Origin of the sequence: Roseisolibacter agri (assembly GCF_030159095.1) — a bacterium.
In the GTDB taxonomy this organism is placed as follows: Bacteria; Gemmatimonadota; Gemmatimonadetes; order Gemmatimonadales; family Gemmatimonadaceae; genus Roseisolibacter; species Roseisolibacter agri.
This window is the reverse complement of sequence record NZ_BRXS01000004.1, coordinates 386,885-407,479: the sequence shown is the minus strand read 5'-3', so window position 1 is coordinate 407,479 and position 20,595 is coordinate 386,885. Positions and strand designations below refer to the sequence as shown.

17 protein-coding genes are annotated in these 20,595 nt (G+C 75.2%); 7 read left to right on the top strand and 10 right to left on the bottom strand.

Annotated features, from left to right (window positions below; all coding sequences use genetic code 11):
* Window positions 1-24: 24 nt before the first annotated feature.
* The 7 genes from rosag_RS14005 to rosag_RS13975 form a co-directional block, all read right to left on the bottom strand.
* The gene (locus tag rosag_RS14005; RefSeq protein ID WP_284350766.1) at window positions 25-528 is read right to left on the bottom strand and encodes a hypothetical protein; all 504 of its coding nucleotides are present in this window, start codon (window positions 526-528) and stop codon (window positions 25-27) included.
* A gap of 124 nt (window positions 529-652) precedes the next feature.
* On the bottom strand, window positions 653-2,020 hold the full coding sequence (locus rosag_RS14000; protein WP_284350765.1) for a sigma-54-dependent transcriptional regulator: 1,368 nt from the start codon (window positions 2,018-2,020) through the stop codon (window positions 653-655).
* A 38-nt stretch (window positions 2,021-2,058) separates the two neighbouring features.
* Window positions 2,059-2,715 (bottom strand): hypothetical protein, encoded by a 657-nt coding sequence (locus tag rosag_RS13995; RefSeq protein WP_284350764.1) that lies wholly within the window; start codon window positions 2,713-2,715, stop codon window positions 2,059-2,061.
* The gene (gene thpR, locus rosag_RS13990; protein ID WP_284350763.1) at window positions 2,715-3,335 is read right to left on the bottom strand and encodes an RNA 2',3'-cyclic phosphodiesterase; all 621 of its coding nucleotides are present in this window, start codon (window positions 3,333-3,335) and stop codon (window positions 2,715-2,717) included. Before thpR ends, rosag_RS13995 begins: the two co-directional genes overlap by 1 nt.
* Complete coding sequence (locus tag rosag_RS13985) at window positions 3,332-3,559, bottom strand: hypothetical protein (protein WP_284350762.1); 228 nt, start codon at window positions 3,557-3,559, stop codon at window positions 3,332-3,334. Before rosag_RS13985 ends, thpR begins: the two co-directional genes overlap by 4 nt.
* On the bottom strand, window positions 3,549-4,340 hold the full coding sequence (gene larE / locus rosag_RS13980) for an ATP-dependent sacrificial sulfur transferase LarE (RefSeq protein WP_284350761.1): 792 nt from the start codon (window positions 4,338-4,340) through the stop codon (window positions 3,549-3,551). The genes rosag_RS13985 and larE overlap by 11 nt, the downstream gene beginning before the upstream one ends.
* A 120-nt stretch (window positions 4,341-4,460) precedes the next feature.
* Window positions 4,461-5,987 carry a YifB family Mg chelatase-like AAA ATPase gene (locus rosag_RS13975; RefSeq protein WP_284350760.1) on the bottom strand — a complete coding sequence of 509 codons (1,527 nt, stop codon included), beginning with the start codon at window positions 5,985-5,987 and terminating at the stop codon, window positions 4,461-4,463.
* Between the two features lie 179 nt (window positions 5,988-6,166).
* On the opposite strand from rosag_RS13975, the gene rosag_RS13970 reads away from it, so the two are divergent.
* The 3 genes from rosag_RS13970 (at window position 6,167) to rosag_RS13960 (ending at window position 8,920) form a co-directional block, all read left to right on the top strand.
* Entirely contained in the window at window positions 6,167-6,871 is a 705-nt protein-coding gene (locus rosag_RS13970) for a ParA family protein (RefSeq protein ID WP_284350759.1), read from the top strand.
* Window positions 6,868-7,848: a ParB/RepB/Spo0J family partition protein gene (locus rosag_RS13965; protein WP_284350758.1), complete on the top strand. Its 981-nt coding sequence runs from the start codon at window positions 6,868-6,870 to the stop codon at window positions 7,846-7,848. The genes rosag_RS13970 and rosag_RS13965 overlap by 4 nt, the downstream gene beginning before the upstream one ends.
* 349 nt (window positions 7,849-8,197) lie before the next feature.
* On the top strand, window positions 8,198-8,920 hold the full coding sequence (locus tag rosag_RS13960; protein ID WP_284350757.1) for a GGDEF domain-containing protein: 723 nt from the start codon (window positions 8,198-8,200) through the stop codon (window positions 8,918-8,920).
* Window positions 8,921-9,006: 86 nt separating this feature from the next.
* Here the strand turns inward: rosag_RS13960 and rosag_RS13955 are convergent, their stop codons facing one another.
* A complete protein-coding gene (locus rosag_RS13955) occupies window positions 9,007-9,525 on the bottom strand; it encodes an FKBP-type peptidyl-prolyl cis-trans isomerase (RefSeq protein WP_284350756.1) in 519 nt (172 codons plus the stop codon).
* 180 nt (window positions 9,526-9,705) lie between these two features.
* On the opposite strand from rosag_RS13955, the gene rosag_RS13950 reads away from it, so the two are divergent.
* Entirely contained in the window at window positions 9,706-11,106 is a 1,401-nt protein-coding gene (locus rosag_RS13950) for an NAD-dependent succinate-semialdehyde dehydrogenase (protein ID WP_284350755.1), read from the top strand.
* A gap of 10 nt (window positions 11,107-11,116) precedes the next feature.
* On the opposite strand, the gene rosag_RS13945 is transcribed toward rosag_RS13950, so the two are convergent.
* Together rosag_RS13945 and rosag_RS13940 are read right to left on the bottom strand one after the other, a co-directional pair.
* Entirely contained in the window at window positions 11,117-12,841 is a 1,725-nt protein-coding gene (locus rosag_RS13945) for a protein kinase domain-containing protein (RefSeq protein ID WP_284350754.1), read from the bottom strand.
* A 103-nt stretch (window positions 12,842-12,944) separates the two neighbouring features.
* Window positions 12,945-17,195: an ATP-binding protein gene (locus rosag_RS13940; protein WP_284350753.1), complete on the bottom strand. Its 4,251-nt coding sequence runs from the start codon at window positions 17,193-17,195 to the stop codon at window positions 12,945-12,947.
* 16 nt (window positions 17,196-17,211) lie between these two features.
* Here rosag_RS13940 and rosag_RS13935 point away from each other — a divergent pair, with 16 nt between their 5' ends.
* The 3 genes from rosag_RS13935 (at window position 17,212) to rosag_RS13925 (ending at window position 20,577) form a co-directional block, all read left to right on the top strand.
* Window positions 17,212-18,054, top strand: coding sequence for a creatininase family protein (locus rosag_RS13935; protein ID WP_284350752.1), 843 nt, complete (start codon window positions 17,212-17,214; stop codon window positions 18,052-18,054).
* 46 nt (window positions 18,055-18,100) lie between these two features.
* The gene (locus tag rosag_RS13930; RefSeq protein WP_284350751.1) at window positions 18,101-18,853 is read left to right on the top strand and encodes a hypothetical protein; all 753 of its coding nucleotides are present in this window, start codon (window positions 18,101-18,103) and stop codon (window positions 18,851-18,853) included.
* A gap of 188 nt (window positions 18,854-19,041) precedes the next feature.
* On the top strand, window positions 19,042-20,577 hold the full coding sequence (locus rosag_RS13925) for a TolC family protein (RefSeq protein WP_284350750.1): 1,536 nt from the start codon (window positions 19,042-19,044) through the stop codon (window positions 20,575-20,577).
* Window positions 20,578-20,595: the final 18 nt, after the last annotated feature.

Genomic DNA, 20,595 nt, shown 5'->3' with positions numbered 1-20,595 from the left:
CCTCCTGCGGCTGACGCGACCGCGTCAGCCGCAGGCCCACGACGCCGGGTGCGTCGGCGTGGGGAAGGCGTAGCCGACCTTCGGCAGCACCTCACGCGCGCCCAGGACGCCGGCGCCGACGATCATCGCGATCCCGAGGGCGTGGACGAACGCCGCCCGGTGTCGCCAGGCCGAGACGCTGGTCGCGAGGCCGGCGAGGCCGAGGACGGAGACCAGGGCGAGGTAGTACCCCAGCCCGAGGCCGCAGCGCGACGGGTACGGCCAGTAGATGAGCGCCGCCACCACCGCCGCACCGAACGCCAGCCGCAGGAGCAGCGCGAGCTGGGTGCGCATCGAGCGGCGGCCAGGGGCCTCCGCCGGCGTCCCGAGGCGGCGTCCGGGAGCCGCGGAGGCTGCCCCCGCAGCTGGCGCGGTCGGCGCCGCCATGGCGGGCGGCGCGGGCCGCGCCGGGGCCTTGGGCTCGTCGGGCACGGAGGCCAGACGGCGGTCGATCTCGGCCAGCTCCTTGTCCCAGTCGCGGTTCGACATCCCAGAGGGGTGAGGGTCGCGGCCCCGCGCCGCCGCGTGGCCACGGGGACGTACGCGCCGACGGGCGGCGGGTGTCAAGCGTACCCGCCGCCCGTCGGCCGTTCGAGCAATCGTCAGGCGAGGCTCACGCCTCCTCGCGCTTCAGCCCGTAGCGCTCGATCTTCTTGTAGACGTTCGAGCGCGGCATGTCGAGCGCCCGCGCGGTCTCGGAGACGTTCCAGTCGTACTGCCGCAGCTTGGCCACGAGGAACGCCCGCTCGGCCGCGTACTTGAACTCCTCGAACGTGCCGATGTCGGTGAGCGCGCCCAGCCCGCCCGACTCGAGCGCCCGACGCCCGACCAGGCGCTCCACGTCACCGAGCGTGATGCGCGGCCCCGACGCCAGGATCAGCAGCCGCTCGACCGTGTTGCGCAGCTCGCGCACGTTGCCGGGCCACTCCAGCTCCGCCAGCCGCTGCAGCGCCGCGTCCTCGATCTCGCGCGGGGCCAGGCCGTCCTGGCGCGCCAGGAGCGCCAGGAAGTGGCGCACCAGCAGCGGCACGTCCTCGCGCCGCTCGCGCAGGGGCGGCACACGCAGCGGGACGACGTTGAGCCGGTAGTAGAGATCCTCGCGGAACCGCCCGTTCGCGATCTCCTCCTCCAGCTCCTTGTTTGTCGCGGCGACGACGCGGACGTCGACCTTGAGCGGCCGCTGCCCGCCGATGCGCGTCACGACGCCGTCCTGCAGCACGCGCAGCACCTTCGCCTGCGCGTTCAGGCTCATGTCGCCGATCTCGTCGAGGAAGAGCGTCCCCGTGTCGGCCTGCTCGAACTTGCCGGGGCGGTCCTGCACGGCGCCCGTGAAGGAGCCCTTCATGTGGCCGAACAGCTCCGACTCGATCAGCTCCGACGGGATGGCGGCGCAGTTCACCTCCACGAACGGCTTCGCCTTGCGGGGCGAGTGCTTGTGGATCGCGCGGGCGACCAGCTCCTTGCCCGTGCCGTTCTCCCCGGTGATCAGCACGCGTGCGGGCGTCGGCGCGACCTTCTCGATCTGGTCGGTGAGCGAGCGGATGACGAACGACTTCCCGACGATCTCGAACCGCGTCTCGATGGTCTCGCGCAGGCGCTGGTTCTCGGCCGCGAGGTCCACGTGCTCCAGCGCGTTGCGCAGCAGCACGAGGATGCGATCGGTGTCGAGCGGCTTCTCGAGGATGTCGTAGGCGCCCGCCTGCGTCGCCTCGACGGCGGTCTTGATGGTCGCATGGCCGCTGATCATGACGACCAGCGCGCCCGGGTCGGACTGCTTCAGCTGCCGCAGCGCCTCCAGGCCGTCGAGGCCCGCCATCTTGATGTCCATGAACACCAGGTGCGGGCGGAAGCGCTCGTACTCGCTCAGCCCCTCGGTGGCGTTGGACGCGGTGCGGACGTCGTAGCCCTCGTACTCGAGCAGCTGCCCGAGGGCGCTGCGGATGCCGGGTTCGTCGTCGACGACGAGGATGCGGCGGGCCATGGGTGCGGAAGGTCCGGGAGAGAGAGGGACGCCCGTCGTCAGGGCGTCGACTTGTACAGCGTGATGCGCCCACGGGCGACGCGCACGTCGCCGATGTAGCGCGGGATGGGGATGCCGATCGCCCCCTCGGCGACGCCGTCCATGCGACGCGCCCCGGTGCGTCGCAGGATGGTCGGGACGACGGACGCCGGGACGGGCAGCGACCCGACGCTGATGTCCGCGACCCGGAACTGCGCCACGCCCGGACGCAGCACCTCGAAGGTCCCGCCCAGGCGGAGCGTGTCCCGCTCGGGCAGCAGGCCGCCCGCGGCCCCCAGCGCCCCGCCCAGGTCCTTCAGCGACACCACCGAGCGCACGTACACCCGGTCGCCGACGACGGCGGCCTGCGCGTCGCGGAGTGGCAGCGGCGGCGCGTCGGAGAGCGAGAGGAAGGCGTACGACGCGAGCTCGCCGGCGCGCAGGTTCACGTACACCGGCCCGCTCCGCGCCGCGAGCGCCCGCACCGCGCGCTCGCCCCGCTCGGCGCGCTCCTGATCCAGCGGCTCCCACCCGTTCGAGTCCGCGGCGGCGACGACCGTGGGCTCCGGACCAACCGCACTGCGGAGCCGCGGCCACCAGAGGTCACGGACGTACCAGAGCCCGACGCCGATCAGCAGCACGACGAGGCAGCCGAGCCGCCGCAGGCATCCGAACATCAGCGGCCGCCCGATGCGGGAGACAGCGCCGCGGCGTGCAGCCGCGCGTAGCGCGATCCGCCACTCGCCAGCTCACTCGACATCAGATCGACGGTCTCGACGGGCATGGTCCACCGGTAGGTCGTGAGGGCCTGCACCGCCTCCTCGAGGCGTCCGGCCGGCACGCTCGCCCCCATGCGGATGCGCCCGATGGTGACGTGCGGATGAAACGGCCGCGCCTCCCGCCCAATCGCCAGGCGCCAGCAGGCGTCGTCCACTTTCTGATACAGCGCAGCGAGCGCGACGTTCATCGCGACGCCGATCCAGAGCACTCGCGGCCGCCGGAGATTCGGAAACGCGCCGAGTCCGCCGATCGCGAGGTCGTGTACATGCACGGCGGAGGCCGCCAGATCCAGCGCCTCGCGCAGCGGATCGACGAGCGCCGCCGGACGCTCGCCGACGAAGCGCACCGTGACGTGGAGGTTCGGCTCGGGAACCCAGGCGACGGCGCGCGGCGCTTCCTCCACCAGCGGCGCCACCGCCTGACGCACAGCCGCGTGCAGCGTCGCACGCAGCTCGGCCGGCAGGTTCAGGGCAACGAACAGCCGCGGCGTTCTCTCACTCCCGGCCGGATCGCTCACGACTCGGAGAGCGCCTTGGTCGGCTCGGCCCCGCGCAGCTCGAGGGCGACGTTCGCGAAGCCCGCCTGACGCGCGGCGCGCACGAGCTCCACCCGCAGATCGCTTCCTGGAAAGCCCGCGGTCGCGCGTGGGACGAGGATGGCCAGACCACCCTCCGTCTCGACGTCGCACGCCACACCCATCTGCGCCAGCGCTGCGAGGAGCGCCCGGGCGTCACCCGGCAACGATCCCTCCGAGCACGTTCAGGGAGCCGGAGCGGAAGCCCCGCAGGTCCACGACGACGCGCGCGAAGCCGGCGGAAACGACAGCCTCGCGCAGCACCTCCAGCCGCTCCGCCGACGACCACGCCTCGATCACGTCCGGGGTCAGCTCGACGCGTGCGATGGCGCCGTGGTGCCGCACCCGCAGGTCCCCCGGGATCCCGACCGCCCTGAGCGCGGACTCGGCCCGCTCGACCTGGGAGAGGCGCGCGGTCGTCACGGGCGTCCCGTACGGGAGACGCGACGCCAGGCACGGCGCGGACGGCTGATCGGCGGTCGGCAGCCCTCGGCGCCGGGACAGCCACCGGATGTCCGCCTTCGTGAACTCCAGCTCCGCCAGCGGCGATCGCACCGCGTGATCGGCCGCGGCGCGGGCGCCGGGCCGCCAGTCCGTGAGATCGTCGGCGTTCGTCCCGTCGATCAGGAGCATCCCTCGCGCGTCCGCGAGCGGCGCGAGCCGGCTCCAGAGCTCCCGCTTGCAGAAGAAGCAGCGGTCACTCGGATTCGCGACGTAGTCGGGGTCCTCCAGCTCGTGGGTCGCGACCTCCTGCACCGGCACGCCACACAGAGCCGCCACTTCCCGCGCGGCCCGCCACTGCGCCTCGGGGTACGAGGCGCTGCGCCCGATGACGGCGAGCACGCTGCCCGCGCCCAGCACCTCGACCGCAACGCTCGCCAGGTACGCCGAATCGACGCCGCCCGAGAAGCCCAGCAGGACGGGCCCGTGCTCCCGCAGCCAGGCCATGAGCGCGCGCTCACGCCCGAGCGGCTCCCCGGACGCCGCAGAGGAGGCCGCGCTGGCGCGCTGAGACGGCTGGACGGGTAGCGTCATGGCTCTAACGTAATCGCGGCGCGGCAGCCGCCCTCACGGCCCCGGCACGGCCACTCCTCGCGCAGGGACCGGGCGATACCGCAGCGACTCGGCCACGTGCGGCGCCGCGACGCGCGCCTCGCCCTCGAGATCCGCGATCGTCCGGGCCAGCCGCAGCACCCGATAGAAGCCGCGCGCCGACAGCCCGAGGCGGTCCGCGGCGGAGACGAGCAACGCGCGCGCCTCGGGCATCACGGCCCCGTCGCGCTCCAGGGACCTGCCGGAAAGCCGCGCGTTCGACGACGCGCCGGCCTGACGCGAGCGCCGCTGCTGCCGCAGCCGCGCCGCCTCCACCCGCGCCCGCACGGCCGCCGACGACTCCGGCCGGTCGCCGCCGGCGAGGTCGCGCGGCGGCACCGCCGCGACGCGGATGTGCATGTCGATCCGATCCGCGAGCGGACCGGAGAGCCGCGAGGCGTAGCGCTCCACCTCGACCGCGGCGCAGGCGCACGAGCGCGTCGGGTCGCCCGCATGCCCGCAGGGACACGGGTTGGACGCCGCGACGAGCGTGAACCGCGCGGGCAGGATCACCGAGCCGCTCGCCCGCGACACCTGGACGCGTCCGTCCTCCATCGGCTGCCGCAGCGCATCGAGCACGTGGCGCGGGAACTCGAGCAGCTCGTCGAGAAAGAGGACGCCGTTGTGCGCGAGCGTGACCTCGCCGGGCCTGGGTGGGGTACCGCCACCCACGAGCGCCGGTGCGGAGACCGTGTGATGCGGCGCCCGGAACGGCCGGAGCACCTCGCCGCCGGCATCGCTCGCCAGCCCCGCCACGGACCGCACCGCCAGCACCTCGACCGCCTCGGCCTCCTCGAGCGCCGGCAGGATGGACGGCAGCCGGCGCGCGAGCATCGTCTTCCCCGCCCCGGGCGGTCCAACGAACAGCGCGTTGTGCGCGCCTGCCGCGGCGATCTCGAGGGCCCGCCGGGCGACGGGCTGTCCGATGACGTCGGACAGGTCGTCGTGCACGGGAGCCGCGAGCGAAGGCGCGGGATCGGGCGGCGACGGCAGCGCGTCCGCGCGCAGCCACTCCACCAGCTCCGCGAGCGTCGCTGGCGCCGCGCGCGGCAGCTCCCGCAGCCGCACCACCTCCGCGAGGTTCGCGGGCGGCAGCACGAGCGTGTGCCCCGCACGCGCGGTCCAGAGCGCGATCGGCAGCGTGCCGCGCACCGCGCGCAGCGCCCCGTCGAGCGCCAGCTCGCCGACGAGCACCAGGCGATCGACCGCGGGAGTCGGCAGCAGCTCGAGCGCGCGCAGGATGCCGACAGCGATCGGGAGGTCGAGGGCGGTGCCGTCCTTCCGCACGTCGGCGGGCGCGAGGTTCACGACGATGCGCCGCGGCGGCAGCGGAAAGCCGCTGTTCGCGAGGGCGGCGACCACTCGCTCGCGACTCTCCTTCACGGCGCCGGCGGGAAGTCCGACGACCGTGAACTGCGGGAGCCCGGGTGCCAGATGCACCTCCACCGTGACCTCGAACGCCTCGACTCCGAGGACGGCGGCGGCGCGGACGGCGGCGAGCATGCGCGACGATGCGCGAGCGCGCCGTCGGCCGCACAACCGCGGCGACGCACGACGGTCCACGCGGACGCGACCACTCGCTATCTTGCGCGCTCCCCCGCCTCCAGCGCCGAGCGCCCGTCCGACAGTCGGACAGGCCGCGCCGGCCCGCACCACCTGCATCACCCTCCCCGCTGGCCCGCATGAGCGTCCGACAGTCGGACACCGCCCGCATCATCGCCGTCGGCAGTGGCAAGGGAGGCACGGGCAAGACCACCGTCGCCGCCGCCCTCGCGTTCGCCCTCGCCAACGATCACGCGCGCGACGTCGCGCTGATCGATTTCGATCCCCAGGGCTCGCTCACGCGCTTCACCGGACAGCGCGCCGTCGCCGACCCGCTCCAGGCCGAACCCGTCGAGATCCTCGGGATGACCCTGTACCGGGGTGGCGCGACGCTGGCGGGCGTGAGCCCGAGCGCGCTCACGCAGCATCTCCGACGTGCGTCGCGGCCCGGCCGCACCATCGTCGTGGACATGCGACCGATGCTGGACGATCCCGGGCACGCCGTCGTGCTGTCGACGCCCGGCGTCTTCCTGCTCGTCGTGCCCGAGCTCAACCCCGAGTCGATTCCCGAGGCGCGCAAGCTCGCGGCGATGGCGGAGGCGCGCGGCATTCCCTTCCGCGTGGTCGGCAACAAGGAGGAGAACCGGCGCCCCGTGAAGCGGGCCCTGGAGTTCCTCTCGACCGGCTTCGGCACGGAGATGTCGGACGTCGTGATCAAGCGCGGGGCGGCGGTGGCCGAGGCGCACGAGCGCCAGCTGCCGGTGACCGCGTATGCGCCAGATTCGCCGCCGGGCCGGGCCATCCGCGCGCTCGCCGACGAGCTCGTGGCGGAGGGGGTGGCATGAGACGCGGGCGCATCGACCCGTCGCAGCTCGCGGCCGCCTACGCCGTCGACGAGTCGGAGCTGGCGGTGCTCAAGCAGTGGGCGCCGCAGGCGACCGAGGTCATCGTGCGAGCGCCCGTCGCCAGCATCCACGCCTCGCCGTTCCAGCCCAAGGGGCGACCGTCGGCGCGGGCGGTCGCGGCGGTGGCCGCGGCGCTGGCGCAGTCCGGCGCGCCCTCCGTGCTCATCGAGGAGGCCGGTGCCCGCGACCTCGCGCGCCTGGACGCCGAGGCGCGTGCGCTGGTCGAGCTCGTCGCCGACATCGACGAGCACGGGGTCGAGACCCCGCTCGAGGTGCGCCGCGTTGGCGACGGCTTCGAGCTGCTGTCGGGTCACCGACGCCTTGCCGCCGCCAACCTGGCGGGGTTGGCTGACGTTCCCGTGGTCGACCGGGGCGCCATCCCCGACCATGCGGCGGCCGCGATCGTCTACCGCCGCAACCTGCTGCGGAAGGATTTCACCGCTTGGCAGGAGGCCGTCTCGTTCTCGGCCATCCAGCGCAACCGGCGCGAGGCGGGGCTTCCCGACAGCGTCCGGGCGGTGGCGCGTGCGCTCGGCTCGAGCCATGGACGTGCCGGCGACCTGCTCTCGATCGCCCGCGCCTTCTCGCCGGAGCTCCTGTCCTCGCTCGGTGCGGGCGACCCGGAGCTGGCGGAGGAGGCGCTGGCGCGGCTGACGTTCCGGACGCTGCGCGAGGTCGCGACGCTTCCGAACGCGGACGATCGGCTGGCGGCGGCGCGGGAGGTGACCGGGCTCGGGGTCGCGGCGGTCGAGCGGACGCCGCGGTCGGTCTGCGAGCACGTGCCGCGTCGCGGCGGCGGCTTCACGCTCACCGTGCGCACGTCGCCGGAGCGCATGAGCGTGGACGAGGCGCGGGCGACGCTCGCGGTGCTCGAGGAGATGGCCGCCAAGGTCCGGAACCGGCTCGGAACGGGCTGATCGGAAGATCCTGCCGCCACTCGGCGCCGGGGAAGGCGTGGAAGCATGGACGCGGGCGGCAGAATCGACCGAGCGAGGTCGATCCTGCCGCCCCTCTGTCATCATCCTGGACAGCCTGCAACTTCTGCCGGGCAGTCGCCGACGCCGGCGACAGTGACCAGCATCACGTTACGCAGCAACGCCTTACGGTCCAGGTCGCCGGGGAGCGCCTGACCCGTGAATGGTCGAGGTCGGCTTGGGCACGACCCCTGCCCTTGTCCCTCTCGTCATCAGCGGCTGCGGCCGCCTCCATTCGCGCCTCCTCATGTTCGTTCCCGCCCTCGTCGACCGATCGCTGACGGATCGGCCCGTGCTCCGCACCCCGGCCTTCGCCCTCCTGCTCGCGACCGCGCTCCTCGGCGCCTTCGCGGCGGTATCGGCGCCCGGAGCCGAGGGCTACGTCGTGGGGCCTGACGGACACGTGGCGCTGGGTCGACTGCTGGCCGCGGGGACGGCCGCGGGCGCCGTGGTGGCGCTGCTGCGCAGCTACGGCACGCTGCGCCACGCCGTGGCATTGCGGACGCGCGCCGAGGCGGAGGCGAGGGCCGCCGCGCTGACGGACGAGCTGACGGGGCTCTACAACCGCCGCGGCTTCCGGGCGCTGGCCGAGCATCAACTGCGGATCGTGCGGCGCAACGGCGGCGACGTGCTGCTGCTCTTCCTCGACCTCAACCGGTTCAAGCCGATCAACGACCGCTACGGGCACGCGGAGGGCGACCGGGCGCTGTGCGAGATGGCGGCGCTGCTCCGGGCCACCGTCCGCGACACCGACGTCGTGGCGCGCCTCGGCGGCGACGAGTTCGCGGTGCTGGTCGTGGACGCCGACGACGCCACCGAGCGCGCGGTGATCACGCGGCTCGCGCGGGCGCTGGCGCAGCGGAACGCCGTTCCGGAGCGTCGCTACCGGCTGGAAGCCGCGATCGGCGCGGCGCGCTTCGACGACGACCGCGGCGCGGAGCTGGACGAGATGCTCCAGCGAGCGGACGCCGCGCTCTACGCCAGCAAGCGGCAGCAGCGGCTGCAGACCGCCTGAGCAACCACGTCGCCGCTTGAATGCGGAGAAGGGCGCGCCAGCCACGGCGCGCCCTTCGCTCGTTCACCCGCCGGCACTGCCGGTGCTCAGCTGCCTGACGTGGTCGTCGTCGGTGGTGTCGTGCTCACGAGGTCGATCTCGAACACGAGGACCGAGCCGGCCGGGATGATGCCGCTGGTGCTGCCGCCGTAGCCGAGCTGGGGCGGGACGACGAGCCGGCGGCGCTCACCCACGCGCATGCCTCGGACGCCCTCGTCCCACCCCTTGATGACCTGGCCGCGCCCGAGCTGGAAGGTGATGGGGCGGCCGGTCCCGCGGTTGCTGTCGAACTGGCGCCCGTTGGTGAGGTAGCCGACGTAGTAGGCCGTCACCGTGTGGCCCGTGTCGGCCACGGCGCCGGAGGTGCTCACCAGCGTCTGCACGTAGAGCCCGGACGCCGTGCGCGTCATCTGGCCGATGTTCACGCCGAGCGCGGGCGCGTAGGTCGTCGACGCGGGGTCCTCGAGGGGCGCGGTCACCTCCTCGCAGGCGGCGACGGTGATCGCGGCAGCGGCGGAGAGGGCGAGCAGCGGCACGCGAAGGTGCGCGCGGAACGTGCGAAGCATGCGGTGGGAGCGGAAAGGGGTCCGCCGGCAGCTTAAGGGAGGCGTCGGCGTGCCGGCAGGGGCGGAGCGCGGCCGGTAGCGACCGGCGCGCGCCTCGTCGCAACTTACCCGCGCGTGCCGCGGCGGTGCCTTCACGGCACACGGCGCCGCCTCCTCACCTTTGCCCCCTCCGTCGCTGCGATGCCCATCGCGACCGTGAACCCGACCACCGGGGAGACGCTGCAGACGTTCCCCGCGCATGACGACGCGCAGGTCGAGGCCGCGCTGGCGCGTGCCGCCGATGCCGCGCGCTCGTGGCGGCGGACGCCGCTCGCCGAACGTGCGGCGGTGGTCGCCCGCGCGGCGGAGGTGCTCGATGCCGATCGCGAGCGCTTCGCGCGGCTGATGACGCTGGAGATGGGCAAGCCGCTGCAGGCCGCGCGCGACGAGGCGGCCAAGTGCGCGACCGCGTGCCGCTGGTACGCCGAACACGGCGCGCGCATCCTGGCGCCGGAGACGCTCGTCGACGACGCGCAGGGCACCGGCCGCGTGATCCTGCAGCCACTCGGCGTCGTGCTCGCGATCATGCCGTGGAACTTCCCGTTCTGGCAGGTCGTGCGCTTCGCGGCGCCCGCGCTGGTCGCGGGGAACGTCGGGCTGCTGAAGCACGCGTCCAACGTGCCGCAGTGCGCGCTCGCGCTGGAGGAGATCTTCACGCGAGCGGGCGCGCCGGCGGGCGTGTTCCAGACGCTGCTCGTGGAGGCGCGGCGCGTCGAGGCGATCATCGCCGATCCGCGCGTCGCGGCGGCGACGCTCACCGGCAGCGAGGGCGCGGGCGCATCGGTGGGCGCGGCCGCGGGGCGTCACCTGAAGAAGGTCGTGCTGGAGCTGGGCGGCAGCGATCCGTTCGTCGTGATGCCGAGCGCGGACCTCGACGCGGCGGCGCGCACGGCGGTGACGGCGCGCACGATCAACAACGGGCAGTCGTGCATCGCGGCGAAGCGCTTCGTCGTGCACACCAACGTGTACGACGCGTTCCTCGAGCGCTTCGTGGCGGGGATGCGCGCGCTGAAGGTCGGCGATCCGATGGACGCCGCGACGCAGATCGGACCGCTCGCGACCGCGCAGGTGCGCGACGACGTCGCGGACCAGGTGCGCCGCTCGGTGGACGAGGGGGCGCGCCTGATGTGCGGCGGCGCGTCGCTGGGCGGCGACGGCTTCTTCTACGCGCCGACGGTGCTCGCGGACGTGACGCGCGACGGCGTGCCGGCGCGCGAGGAGGTGTTCGGGCCCGTCGCCGCGGTGTTCCGCGCGCGCGACCTGGACGACGCGATCGCGATCGCCAACGACACGCCGTACGGCCTGGGCTCGAGCGCGTGGACGCGCGACGCCGAGGAGATGCGTCGCCTCGAGGGGGAGCTCGAGGCGGGCAGCGTCTTCCTCAACGGCATGGTCGTGTCGGACCCGCGGCTGCCGTTCGGCGGGATCAAGCGCTCGGGCCACGGGCGCGAGCTGAGCGCGATCGGGCTGCGCGAGTTCGTCAACGTGAAGACGGTGCGCACCGCGCGCGCCGCCGAGGCGTCGGGCGGCACGACCGAGTAGCGCGCGACGCTCAGCCGCGCGAGCGCGCGCCGAGCAGCCGGCGCCACCAGCGGCTGCGCTGCTCGGTGCGCAGCGCGGTGGTGCGCGCGATGCGCCACGCCGTCAGCATCGCCGTCGCGTCGTTCCAGCGCGTGTCCTGATCGACCGCGAGCCCCTTGCGCAGCCACGCGGCGACGGGCGCGGCGAAGCGCGAGAAGTCCACGCGGCCGGCGAGCTGCGACGCCAGCACCGTCGGCCCGTCGTTGCCGCGGAACGGCGTCTCGCCCGTGAGCGCGAAGTAGACGATGGCCGCGATCGAGAAGCAGTCGCTGGCGGGGCTCTGCGCCTCGCCGAGCAGCTGCTCGGGCGGCGCGAAGGCGGGCGTGCCCGACGCGCCCGCGATCTCCTCGCCGAGCGCGTTCGCGATGCCGAAGTCGGCGACGCGCCAGCGACGGTAGCGATCGATCAGCAGGTTCTCGGGCTTCAGGTCGCGGTGGATCACGCCGATCGCGTGCGCGGCGGCCAGCCCCTCGAGCACGAACTCCACCTGCGGCGCGACGTCGCGCAGCGGGCGCGGGCCCTGCCGGCGCACCAGCTCCGCGACCGAGCCGCCTTCCGCGAGCTCCATCGTGTACCACGACACGTTGGCGCGCGTGTCGAAGTCGAAGATGGGGACGATGGCCGGATGCGCGAGCTGCGCCGCGAGCTGCGCCTCGCGGCGGAAGCGCTGCACCGCCGCCGCGTCGCGCGCGATGTGCGGGTGCAGCATCTTGAGCGCGACCTCGCGGCCGAGCGCGAGGTCGCGCACGCGCCACACGGAGCCGAAGGTGCCGGCACCGAGCTTGGCGATGATGTCGTAGTCGTCGCCGGTGGCCCAGCGGAGGCGCGCCTCGGGCGTCTGCGCGACCACCTCGCCGGTGGAGTCGGGCCCGCCGATGATCGGCGTGCGGACGGAGACGCCGCGATCGAGCGCGCGCACGAGCGCGGTCACCGACGAGTAGCGCTCGGCCGGATCCTCGCGCAGCGCGCGCTCGATGACGTCGGCCAGGCTGCGGGGGCAGTCCGGCCGCACGAGCCGCAGCGGCGGGATGTCCGTGGACGGCGGCTGCTCGCCCGTGAGCGCGAGGAAGGCGAGCGCGCCGAGCTGGAACTGGTCGCTGGCCGGCGTCGGCACCCAGCGGCCACGCCACTCGGGCGCCGGCGGGACGGCCGTCGGATCGGGCATGAGGCCCGGCGGCACGCGCTCGCGCGCGATCGCCCACTGCCATCCGAGGATCCAGATGCGGCCCGACGGCGTGAGCCAGGTGGTGCGGCCGGCGAGCGCGCCGTGCGTCGCGCCGCTGTCGTGCAGGTAGCCGATCGCGGAGCCGGCCTCGCGCAGCAGGCGGAGCGCGGCCGGGATGTCGTCGGCTCCCAGCCGGCGCACGCGCGCCGCGAGCGTCTCGCCGGCGATCCAGCGCCGCAGGTACCCCGGGCCGCGGCGCGACTCGCGCGGCGCGGACGCCCAGTAGTGGTACGTCGTCGGGATCGACGGGTGGTTGCGGTGCGCCAGCGCGCGCGCCTCCTCGTGCAGCCACTCCTGGTGCGCCGGGTTGGGCGCGCTCACGAGCGACAGCGAACGCCCCAGCGCATCGACCACCTCCTGGAAGTGGCGATGGTCCTCCTGCAGCGCGTCGCCGCCCCAGCTCCACCCGATGGGGAGCTGCCAGTGCGCGAGGTGCGGCGGAAGTGGAACGGGGCGGGCGGTCGGGGGCACGGAGCGGAGCGAAGGGCGGCGGTGGCGTGGGCAGTCTACCAGCGCCGCCGCGCCCCGGAAAGACGCGCACGCCTCCGCGGCCAGCGCCGGCGGCGTCCGCGCGTCAGCCGGCGCGCAGCGTGACGGTGAGGGTGGTGCCGGCGCCGGGCGCGCTCCGCACCGCGATCGTGCCGCCCCACGCCTCCACCATGCGCCGGCTGATCGCGAGCCCCAGCCCGCTGCCGCTGGTGCGCGTCGAGAAGTGCGGCTCGAAGATGCGCGGCAGCACGTCCTCGGGGATCCCGTGCCCGTCGTCCTCGACGCGCAGCGCCACCTCGCCGTCGCTGCACGCGAGCGCGACGCGCACGTGGCGCGCGTGGGCGAGCCGCGCGTTCTCGAGGAGGTTGAGCAGCACCTCGCGCAGCTCCGCGTCGCGCGCCAGCGCGAGCGTCGCGTGGTCGGCACCCGACAGCTCCCATGCGACCGCGCCCTGCCCCATCCGCTCCAGCGCGACGACGTCGCGCGCGACGGCCGCGACGTCCACGGGCTCGGCCGGCGCGCGGTGCTCGGGCGCCATGCCGTAGCGGCTGAACGTGCGCGCGATCTCGTCGAGCCGGTCGATCTCGTCGAGCACGCGGTCCACGTTGCGCTCGAGGATCACGTCGAAGTCGGCGCGCCCGTCGCGGAACGCGCGCCGGAGGTGCTGCACGCCCAGGCGGATGGGCGTGAGCGGGTTCTTGATCTCGTGCGCGACCTGGCGCGCCATCTCGCCCCACGCGAGCACGCGCTGCGCGCGCGTGAGCTCCGTCAGGTCGTCGAGCGTGAGCACCGCGCCCACGGGCTCGCGTCGCTCCGCGCCGCCGAGCTGCGTCAGGCGCGCGCGCAGCTGACGCCCGTGCAGCTCCAGATCGAACGCCTCCTCGTCGCCGGCGCCGCCGCCGGCGAGGAAGGCGCGCACGCGCGCCGCGAGCGCGGCGGGCGCGGTCTCCTCGAGCGTGGCGCCCGGCGGCAGCGCGCGCTCCAGCAGCGCCTCGGCGCTGGGATTCGCGAGCGTGACGCAGCCATCGGCGTCGACGGCGACCACGCCGCTGGCGACGTCGCGCAGCACGGTGGCGGTGCGGCGCCGCGCCGACTCGAGCGCGGCGCGGCTGGCCGCGAGATCCGCGGCCATGCGACGGAACGCGCCGAACACCGGCCGGAACTCCGCGGGCGGCCGCGCGGCGAGCGCCGCCTGCAGCACGTCCGCCGCCGACGTCGCCGACGCCTCGATCGCGCCGCCGGGCGGACGCCGGCGCTCCTCGCCGGCGATCGCCAGCGCCGCCACGCGCAGCGCGCCGACGGGCCGTTCGAGCTCACGCGCCGCCAGCCCGCTGAGCCAGAGCGCCGCGAGCGCGCCGCCCATGACGGCCAGCGCGACGAGGAAGCCGAGGTCGCGCCGCCGCTGCGCGAGCGCGGGATCGTCGTCGCGCGCCGGCGCCGCGAACACCACGCGCTCCTCGGGCGACGTCAGCGCCGCACGGAAGCCCACCAGCGTCTGCGCATCGCCGATATCCAGCTCGTCGCTGGCGGTCACCTCCTCACCGACGCCGACGGAGAGCATCTGCGCCGGCGGCAGCAGGCGGCCGAACGGCGCCAGCTCCACGATCGCCGGATCGCTCGCGCGCGCCAGGACGCCGCGCTCGTAGACCAGCAGCGGCGTGCCGAGTCGCTCGGAGAGCGTGCGCAGCGGCGTGGCATCGGACGACACGTCGGCGGTCGCCGTCGCGCGCAGCGTCTCGCGCACCAGCAGCTCGCGCGACTGGCGGTCGCCCGCCTGCAGCTGTCGGTACGACCAGACGGCGAACGCGCTCGTCGGCACGGCGAAGAAGCCGAACAGCGCGAGCGTGAGCCGCGCGCGGTAGCTGCGCCGCCACGCGCCGCGCCACCACCGCCACCAGCGCGGCGCGGCGCCGTCGGCCAGCGCGGGCAGCGCCCACAGCGCGCCGATGAGCAGCAGGTCGAACAGGACGAGCAGCGCCCCGCGCTGCACCAGCACGCTGAACGGCCGCAGCTCGATCTCGGCGTGCGCGCGCGTCCAGCCGTTCGGCAGCGGCACGAGCCAGTCGCCGTGCACCTCCGTCCCCTCACGCTGCCAGCGCGGCCGCACGGATTCGACGCCGGCCGCCTCCGCCGCGCGGCGCGGGCTCGCGTCGGGACGCGCGACGCGGCCGAGCAGCGACAGCGCGTACGGCGGGTCGCCGGCCGGCGGGCGCGGGAGGCCGAGCAGCGTCGCGACGGGGCTCTCGGGCTGCAGGCGCGTGCGCGGATAGAGCAGCACCGTCGTCACGACGCCACCGGGATGCGGCACCGCGAGCACCGGCGCGACGCCCTGGTCGGCCGCGACGACGCGCAGCACCGGCGCGCGCTCGTCGCGTGCCGCGCGCACGGCCGCGCGCAGCAGCATCGTGTCCACCGGCCAGACCGCGGTCGCGACGCGCGTGACGACGGAGTCTTCCGCCAGCGAGTCGACGGGCGTCCAGCTCGCGAGTGCCACCGGAAACCCCGCGGCCGCCAGCGGCGACTCGGCGAACTTCCGCAGCAGGTCGCCGGGCGCGTACGGGCGCGCACGCAGCGCGGCGTCGGGCGCGAGCGTGCGCCCCAGCCGCTCGAGCAGCAGCAGCGCGTCGGGGTCCGGCGTCGCGAGACCCTGCACGTCGCGCAGCGCCAGATCGACGCGCTTCCGCGCGGTCGCGCTCCACACCAGCGTGGACGCGCCGAGGCCCGCGACCGCCGCCGCGGCGACGAGCACCGCATTCGTGCGACGCGTCAGCGTGAGCGCGACCACCGCGACGATCCAGAGCGCGGGATACCAGCGCGGCCAGCCCACGGGCGCGGCCCAGAGCACGGGCCCCAGGAGCGCGGAGATGCCCGCGAGCACGGGCGCGGTCAGCGGATGCAGTCCGCGGCCCGCGCGCACGGCCGCGCGTCCGGCCGCCGCGCCGGCGACCAGGATCACCGCGGCGGCGAGGAAGAGCGAGACCTCCCACGCGACCCAGAGGCCCACCGGCGCGCCGAGCGCGGGCGGCGTGATGCCGCGCGACACGGCACGCAGCAGGAAGGGCGCGACGCCGGCGATCGCGAGCACCGCGACGGCCGCGATCGCGCGCGAGGCGATCGCGCGACCGGTGCGGAGGATCGCGAACAGGCCGACCAGCAGCACCGCGCTGGTGAGCGCGAGCGCGCCCATGCTGGCCGTGAACGGGCCACCCACCGCCGCGAAGTAGAGCGCCGGGTCGAACAGCAGCGTCGCGTTCGAGAGCGCGTTGAGCGGCGCGATCGCGATCGCGGCGAGCGGCACGAGCAGCACGGCGAGCCGCCGTCCGAGGGCGGCAGGCCCCTGCCACGCCAGCACCACCAGCACGAACGCCGTCAGCAGCAGCGCGGGCGTGCCGCGCCGGCGCCCCTCGTCCACCGCGCGCTGGCGCGCCTCGCCGAGCGAGGGCACCAACGGGCGCGCGAGGACGCCGGACGCCGCGCCGTCCACGACCGACCACGCGGAATCGGCCGGCAGCGGCGGCAGCCCGGCCTCGACGCGCGCGGCCGAATCGGCGGCCGCGTCGGCGCGCGTCGTGAACTCGAACGCGCGCACGCCCGCTTCGTGCGCGATCTCGCGGTCGAGCGGCGCACTCAGCGTGTCGGCCGGCTGCGCGGCGTGCAGCAGCACCGTGGCGACGGCGCGGTCGCGACCGTCCGCGACGTCGGCATGCAGCACCGTCCACAGCGGCGACGACGCGACGCCGTGCTCGATCGGGAGAGAATCGGGGCGCAGGCGCATCGCGCCGGCCCATGCGACCGGCACGCCGCGCCGCAGCACCGCGACGGCGCGCTCGGGCGTGCCCTCGACGAGCGGCGCGAGGCGCGCGAACGCGGCCGCGCGCGCCGCGGCGGCTCCTTCACCGGACAGCGGCTCCTCCGACGGCGGTCCGACCGCGTCGAGCGCCGCCCGCGCGAGCGTCTCGGCCTCGCCCGTCAGCTCCGCCACGCGCGTGTCGAGGCGCGCGACGGCCTGCGCGCGCGCCTGTCGCAGCACCGCGTCGCCGTCCGCGTCGAGCGCGTCGATGCCGCGCTGCGCGGTCCACGCGGGCACCAGGAACGCGAGGACCGCCAGCGCGAAGATCGTCGCGCGGAGGTACGGGCGCACGCCGCGGCCGGCCGCGGGCCAGAGCGCGACCGCCAGCCCGAGCACCGTGGCGGCCGCCACGAGCGCCAGGTACAGTTCGCGCGGATCGCGCAGCCACCAGGCGGCGCCCAGCACCGCGGCCGCGGCCGGCAGCAGCGCCGCCATCCGTCGCCGCCCCGCCCTGCGCGACGCCGCGGCGCCGTCGACGTCGTCCAACGCTTTCGCTCGCGAGATGACCGACCAGCTCCCCGCGGCGCGACCGCGGCGATTGAAGGACATGTGGCCCGAGGACGTGCGGGCGTTGCTGCGCGCCGACCCGCGGCTGCTGGTGCCCGTGGGCGCCTGCGAGCCGCACGGCCGTCACCTGCCGCTCGGCTGCGACTCGATCATCGCCGAGCGGCTGGCGGACGACCTGTCGCGACTCTCGGGCGTGCTGCGCGCTCCGACCGTAGAGTACGGCGTGAACGCCCCTCATGGCGACCCCGCGGCGGGCAGCGCCGGCGTCCGCAAGAAGACGCTGCACCGGCTGCTGAACGACCTGCTGTCGTCGTGGGAGGGGTGCGGGGTGCGCGAGTTCGTGCTGCTGACCGCCCACGCGCACGATCCCCACCAGGAGGCGCTGGCGACGGTCGTCACGGGCGGCGCCCGCGTGCGCGTGGTCGACGTGTTCGCGGTCGACGTCCACGACCTCCTGCACGGGCAGGACGAGCCGATGCACGCGGACGAGGTGGACACCTCGCTCCTGCTGCACCTCGCGCCCGAGCTGGTCCGCGTCGATCGCGCGGAGGACTACATGGTCGAGCGCGCGGCGCTGCGCCGCTTCCGCCAGGGGCGCCTCAAGGATCACGGCGGCTCCGCGCTGACGGTCCTCGGCCGGCCGACGCTGGCGACGGAGGCCACCGGACGCGCGCTGTACCACCGGATCCTGGGCCGCGTCGCGACGCGGGTGCTGGACGTCCCGCACGAGCGGGTGGCGGAGTACCTGGGCGCGGCGACGAGCGAGGGCGCGGTCACGCCGACCGTCACGCTGACGGCCGGGCCGCCCGATGGCGCCCCGGACGAGGCCAGGCCGTAGACGGGCCGGGGCCGCCTGGCGAGCCGGAGGGTATTATCCTTCCGGCATGCCCCTCCTCGAGCCCTCCGCCCCGCCCGCCCTCCGCCGCGGTCCACGGCGCGCGCGCCTCTCCGCGCTCGCGCTGGTCGCCGGCGTGCTGGCGCTGGCCGCGCCGCACGGCGCGCGGGCGCAGGTGACCACGGTCGACGAGGGAAGCTTCACGATCGTGCGCGGCGGCGCGACGGTGGGGCGCGAGGAGTTCCGCATCCTCCGCCAGCCGGCCGGCGGTGGCAGCGAGTACATGGCGCGCGCGCTGGCCGCCTACGGCGACCGCCGCATCGCTCCCGCGCTGCAGACCGACGCCGCGGGGCTGCCCCTGCGTTACCAGGTCGAGGTCCGCAACGGCCGCGTGGTGGAGCAGCGGCTCACCGGGCAGCTGACGCGCGCGCACTTCGCGACGCAGACTCAGACCGGGAGCAGCGAGGCGGCGCGCACGTACCTGGTGGGCGACACGACCGTCGTCGTGGACGACGAGCTCTTCCACCAGTACTTCTTCCTCGCCCTGCACCGGAAGCCGGGCGGCGAGGCGCGCGTGCCGGTGCTCGTGCCGCGGCGCAACGTTCACGGGCGGATGCGCGTCCAGGAGGCGGGCGCCGACCGGCTCACGCTGGGGGCGCGCACGCTGGACGCGACGCGCCTGGAGGTGACGGAGCCCGGCGGGCGCGCCCGCACGGTGTGGGTGGACGCGGCGGGCCGCGTGCTGCGCGTCGCCAGCCCGTCCGAGGGGCTGGTCGCGCAGCGCGACGACCCGCCGCGCTGACGCGCGCCGGCGCTCCCCTCCGGACTCTCGCCCGAGCCCTTCGACCGGCGCGCCTCCCTCCCGCGCGCTGGGCCGCCAGCCGCAGGTGCGCCCCTCGGACGCGAGGGCGTGACGCCCCCGTCCTCCGGTGAAACCCGGATCAGGAGGGGCGCGTACGGCGGCCAGACTTCCACGAGGACCCCTCTTCCATGCGACTTCCGCTGCTCGTCGCCGGCACCGCTCGCGCGGTGTCTCCCCGCCTGCTCGCGGGCGCGCTCGCCATCGGCGCGGTGACTCCGGCGTTTCCCTCCGCGCTCGCCGCCCAGACGCCCGCGCCCACGGCGTCCGTCGGTCCCACGCTGTCGCTGGAAGAGGCGATCGGCCTCGCGCGGCAGAACAACCCGCTCTTCCAGCAGGCGGTCAACAATCGCCGGCGCGCCGGCGCCCAGGTGCGCGCCGCGTACGGCAGCCTGCTGCCCAGCCTGCAGACGAACTTCAGCACGCAGTATCGCGAGGGCCGCCAGCAGTTCTTCGCCGGCACCGCCCTCGGCGCGCAGGCCGACCAGTTCAACTCGCAGCTCAGCGTGGGCGCGGACGTCAGCTACAGCGTGGCCGCCCTGACGGCGCCGCGGCTGCAGCGCGCGAACCAGGAGGCCGTCGAGGCGGACATCACGGGCTCCGAGCAGAACCTGCGCACCAACGTCACGCAGCAGTACCTGCTCGCGCTGCAGCAGGCCGCGCGCGCGCAGCTGCAGGACTCGCTGATCGCCACCGCGCAGTCGCAGCTGGAGCTGGCGAAGGCGCGCGTCGCGGTCGGCGCCGCCACCGTGCTCGACGTCCGCCGCGCCGAGGTGGCGCTCGGGCAGGCGCAGGTCGCGGGGATCCAGGCGCGCAACCAGGCCGAGGTCGAGAAGCTGCGCCTCTTCCAGCAGGTGGGCGTGACGCAGCCGGAGAACGTGCAGCTGACGACGCGCTTCGCGGTCGCCGACGTCGGCGTCGAGCTGCCCGCGCTGCTGGAGCAGGCGCGCCGCGCCAACCCGACGCTGAACGCCCTGCGCACGCGCGAGGACGTCGCGGGGCTGAACGTGAAGGGCGCGAAGGGCGACTACCTGCCGACGCTCAACCTGTCGGCCGGCGTCAGCGGCGTGGGCAACCAGTTCACGAGCACGGGCGGGCTGGTGCAGTCGGCGCTGAACAGCAAGGTCGGCCAGTGCGAGACGACGGTCGGCATCCGGAACATCGCGACCGGCCAGCAGGTCGATCCCGAGGTGGCGTGCGCCAACGTCGCGCTGACGCCGACCGAGGTGCAGGCGGCGCGCGCGCGCAACGGGAGCCTGTACGACTACACGCGCAACCCGTACAGCATCACGGCCACGCTCTCGTTCCCGATCTTCAACGGCTTCACGCGCGAGCAGCGGGTGCAGGAGGCGGTCGCGAACCGCAACGACGCCGCGTACCGCGTGCGTGCGCAGGAGCTGCAGCTGGTGGCCGACGTCACGGGCGCCTTCCGCACGCTGACGGCGCAGCGGCAGACGGTCGCGCTGCAGGAGCAGAGCGCGGCGACGGCGCGCGAGGCGCTGTTCCTGGCGCAGGAGCGCTACCGCGTGGGCGCGGGGACGTTCATCGACGTCGCCACGGCGCGCGACGAGTACGCGCGCGCGCAGACCGACTACGTGAACGCCATCTACGAGTATCACCGCGCCTTCGCGGCGCTCGAGAACGCGGTCGGGCGCCCGCTGCGCTGACGCGCGGGCCCCGCCTCT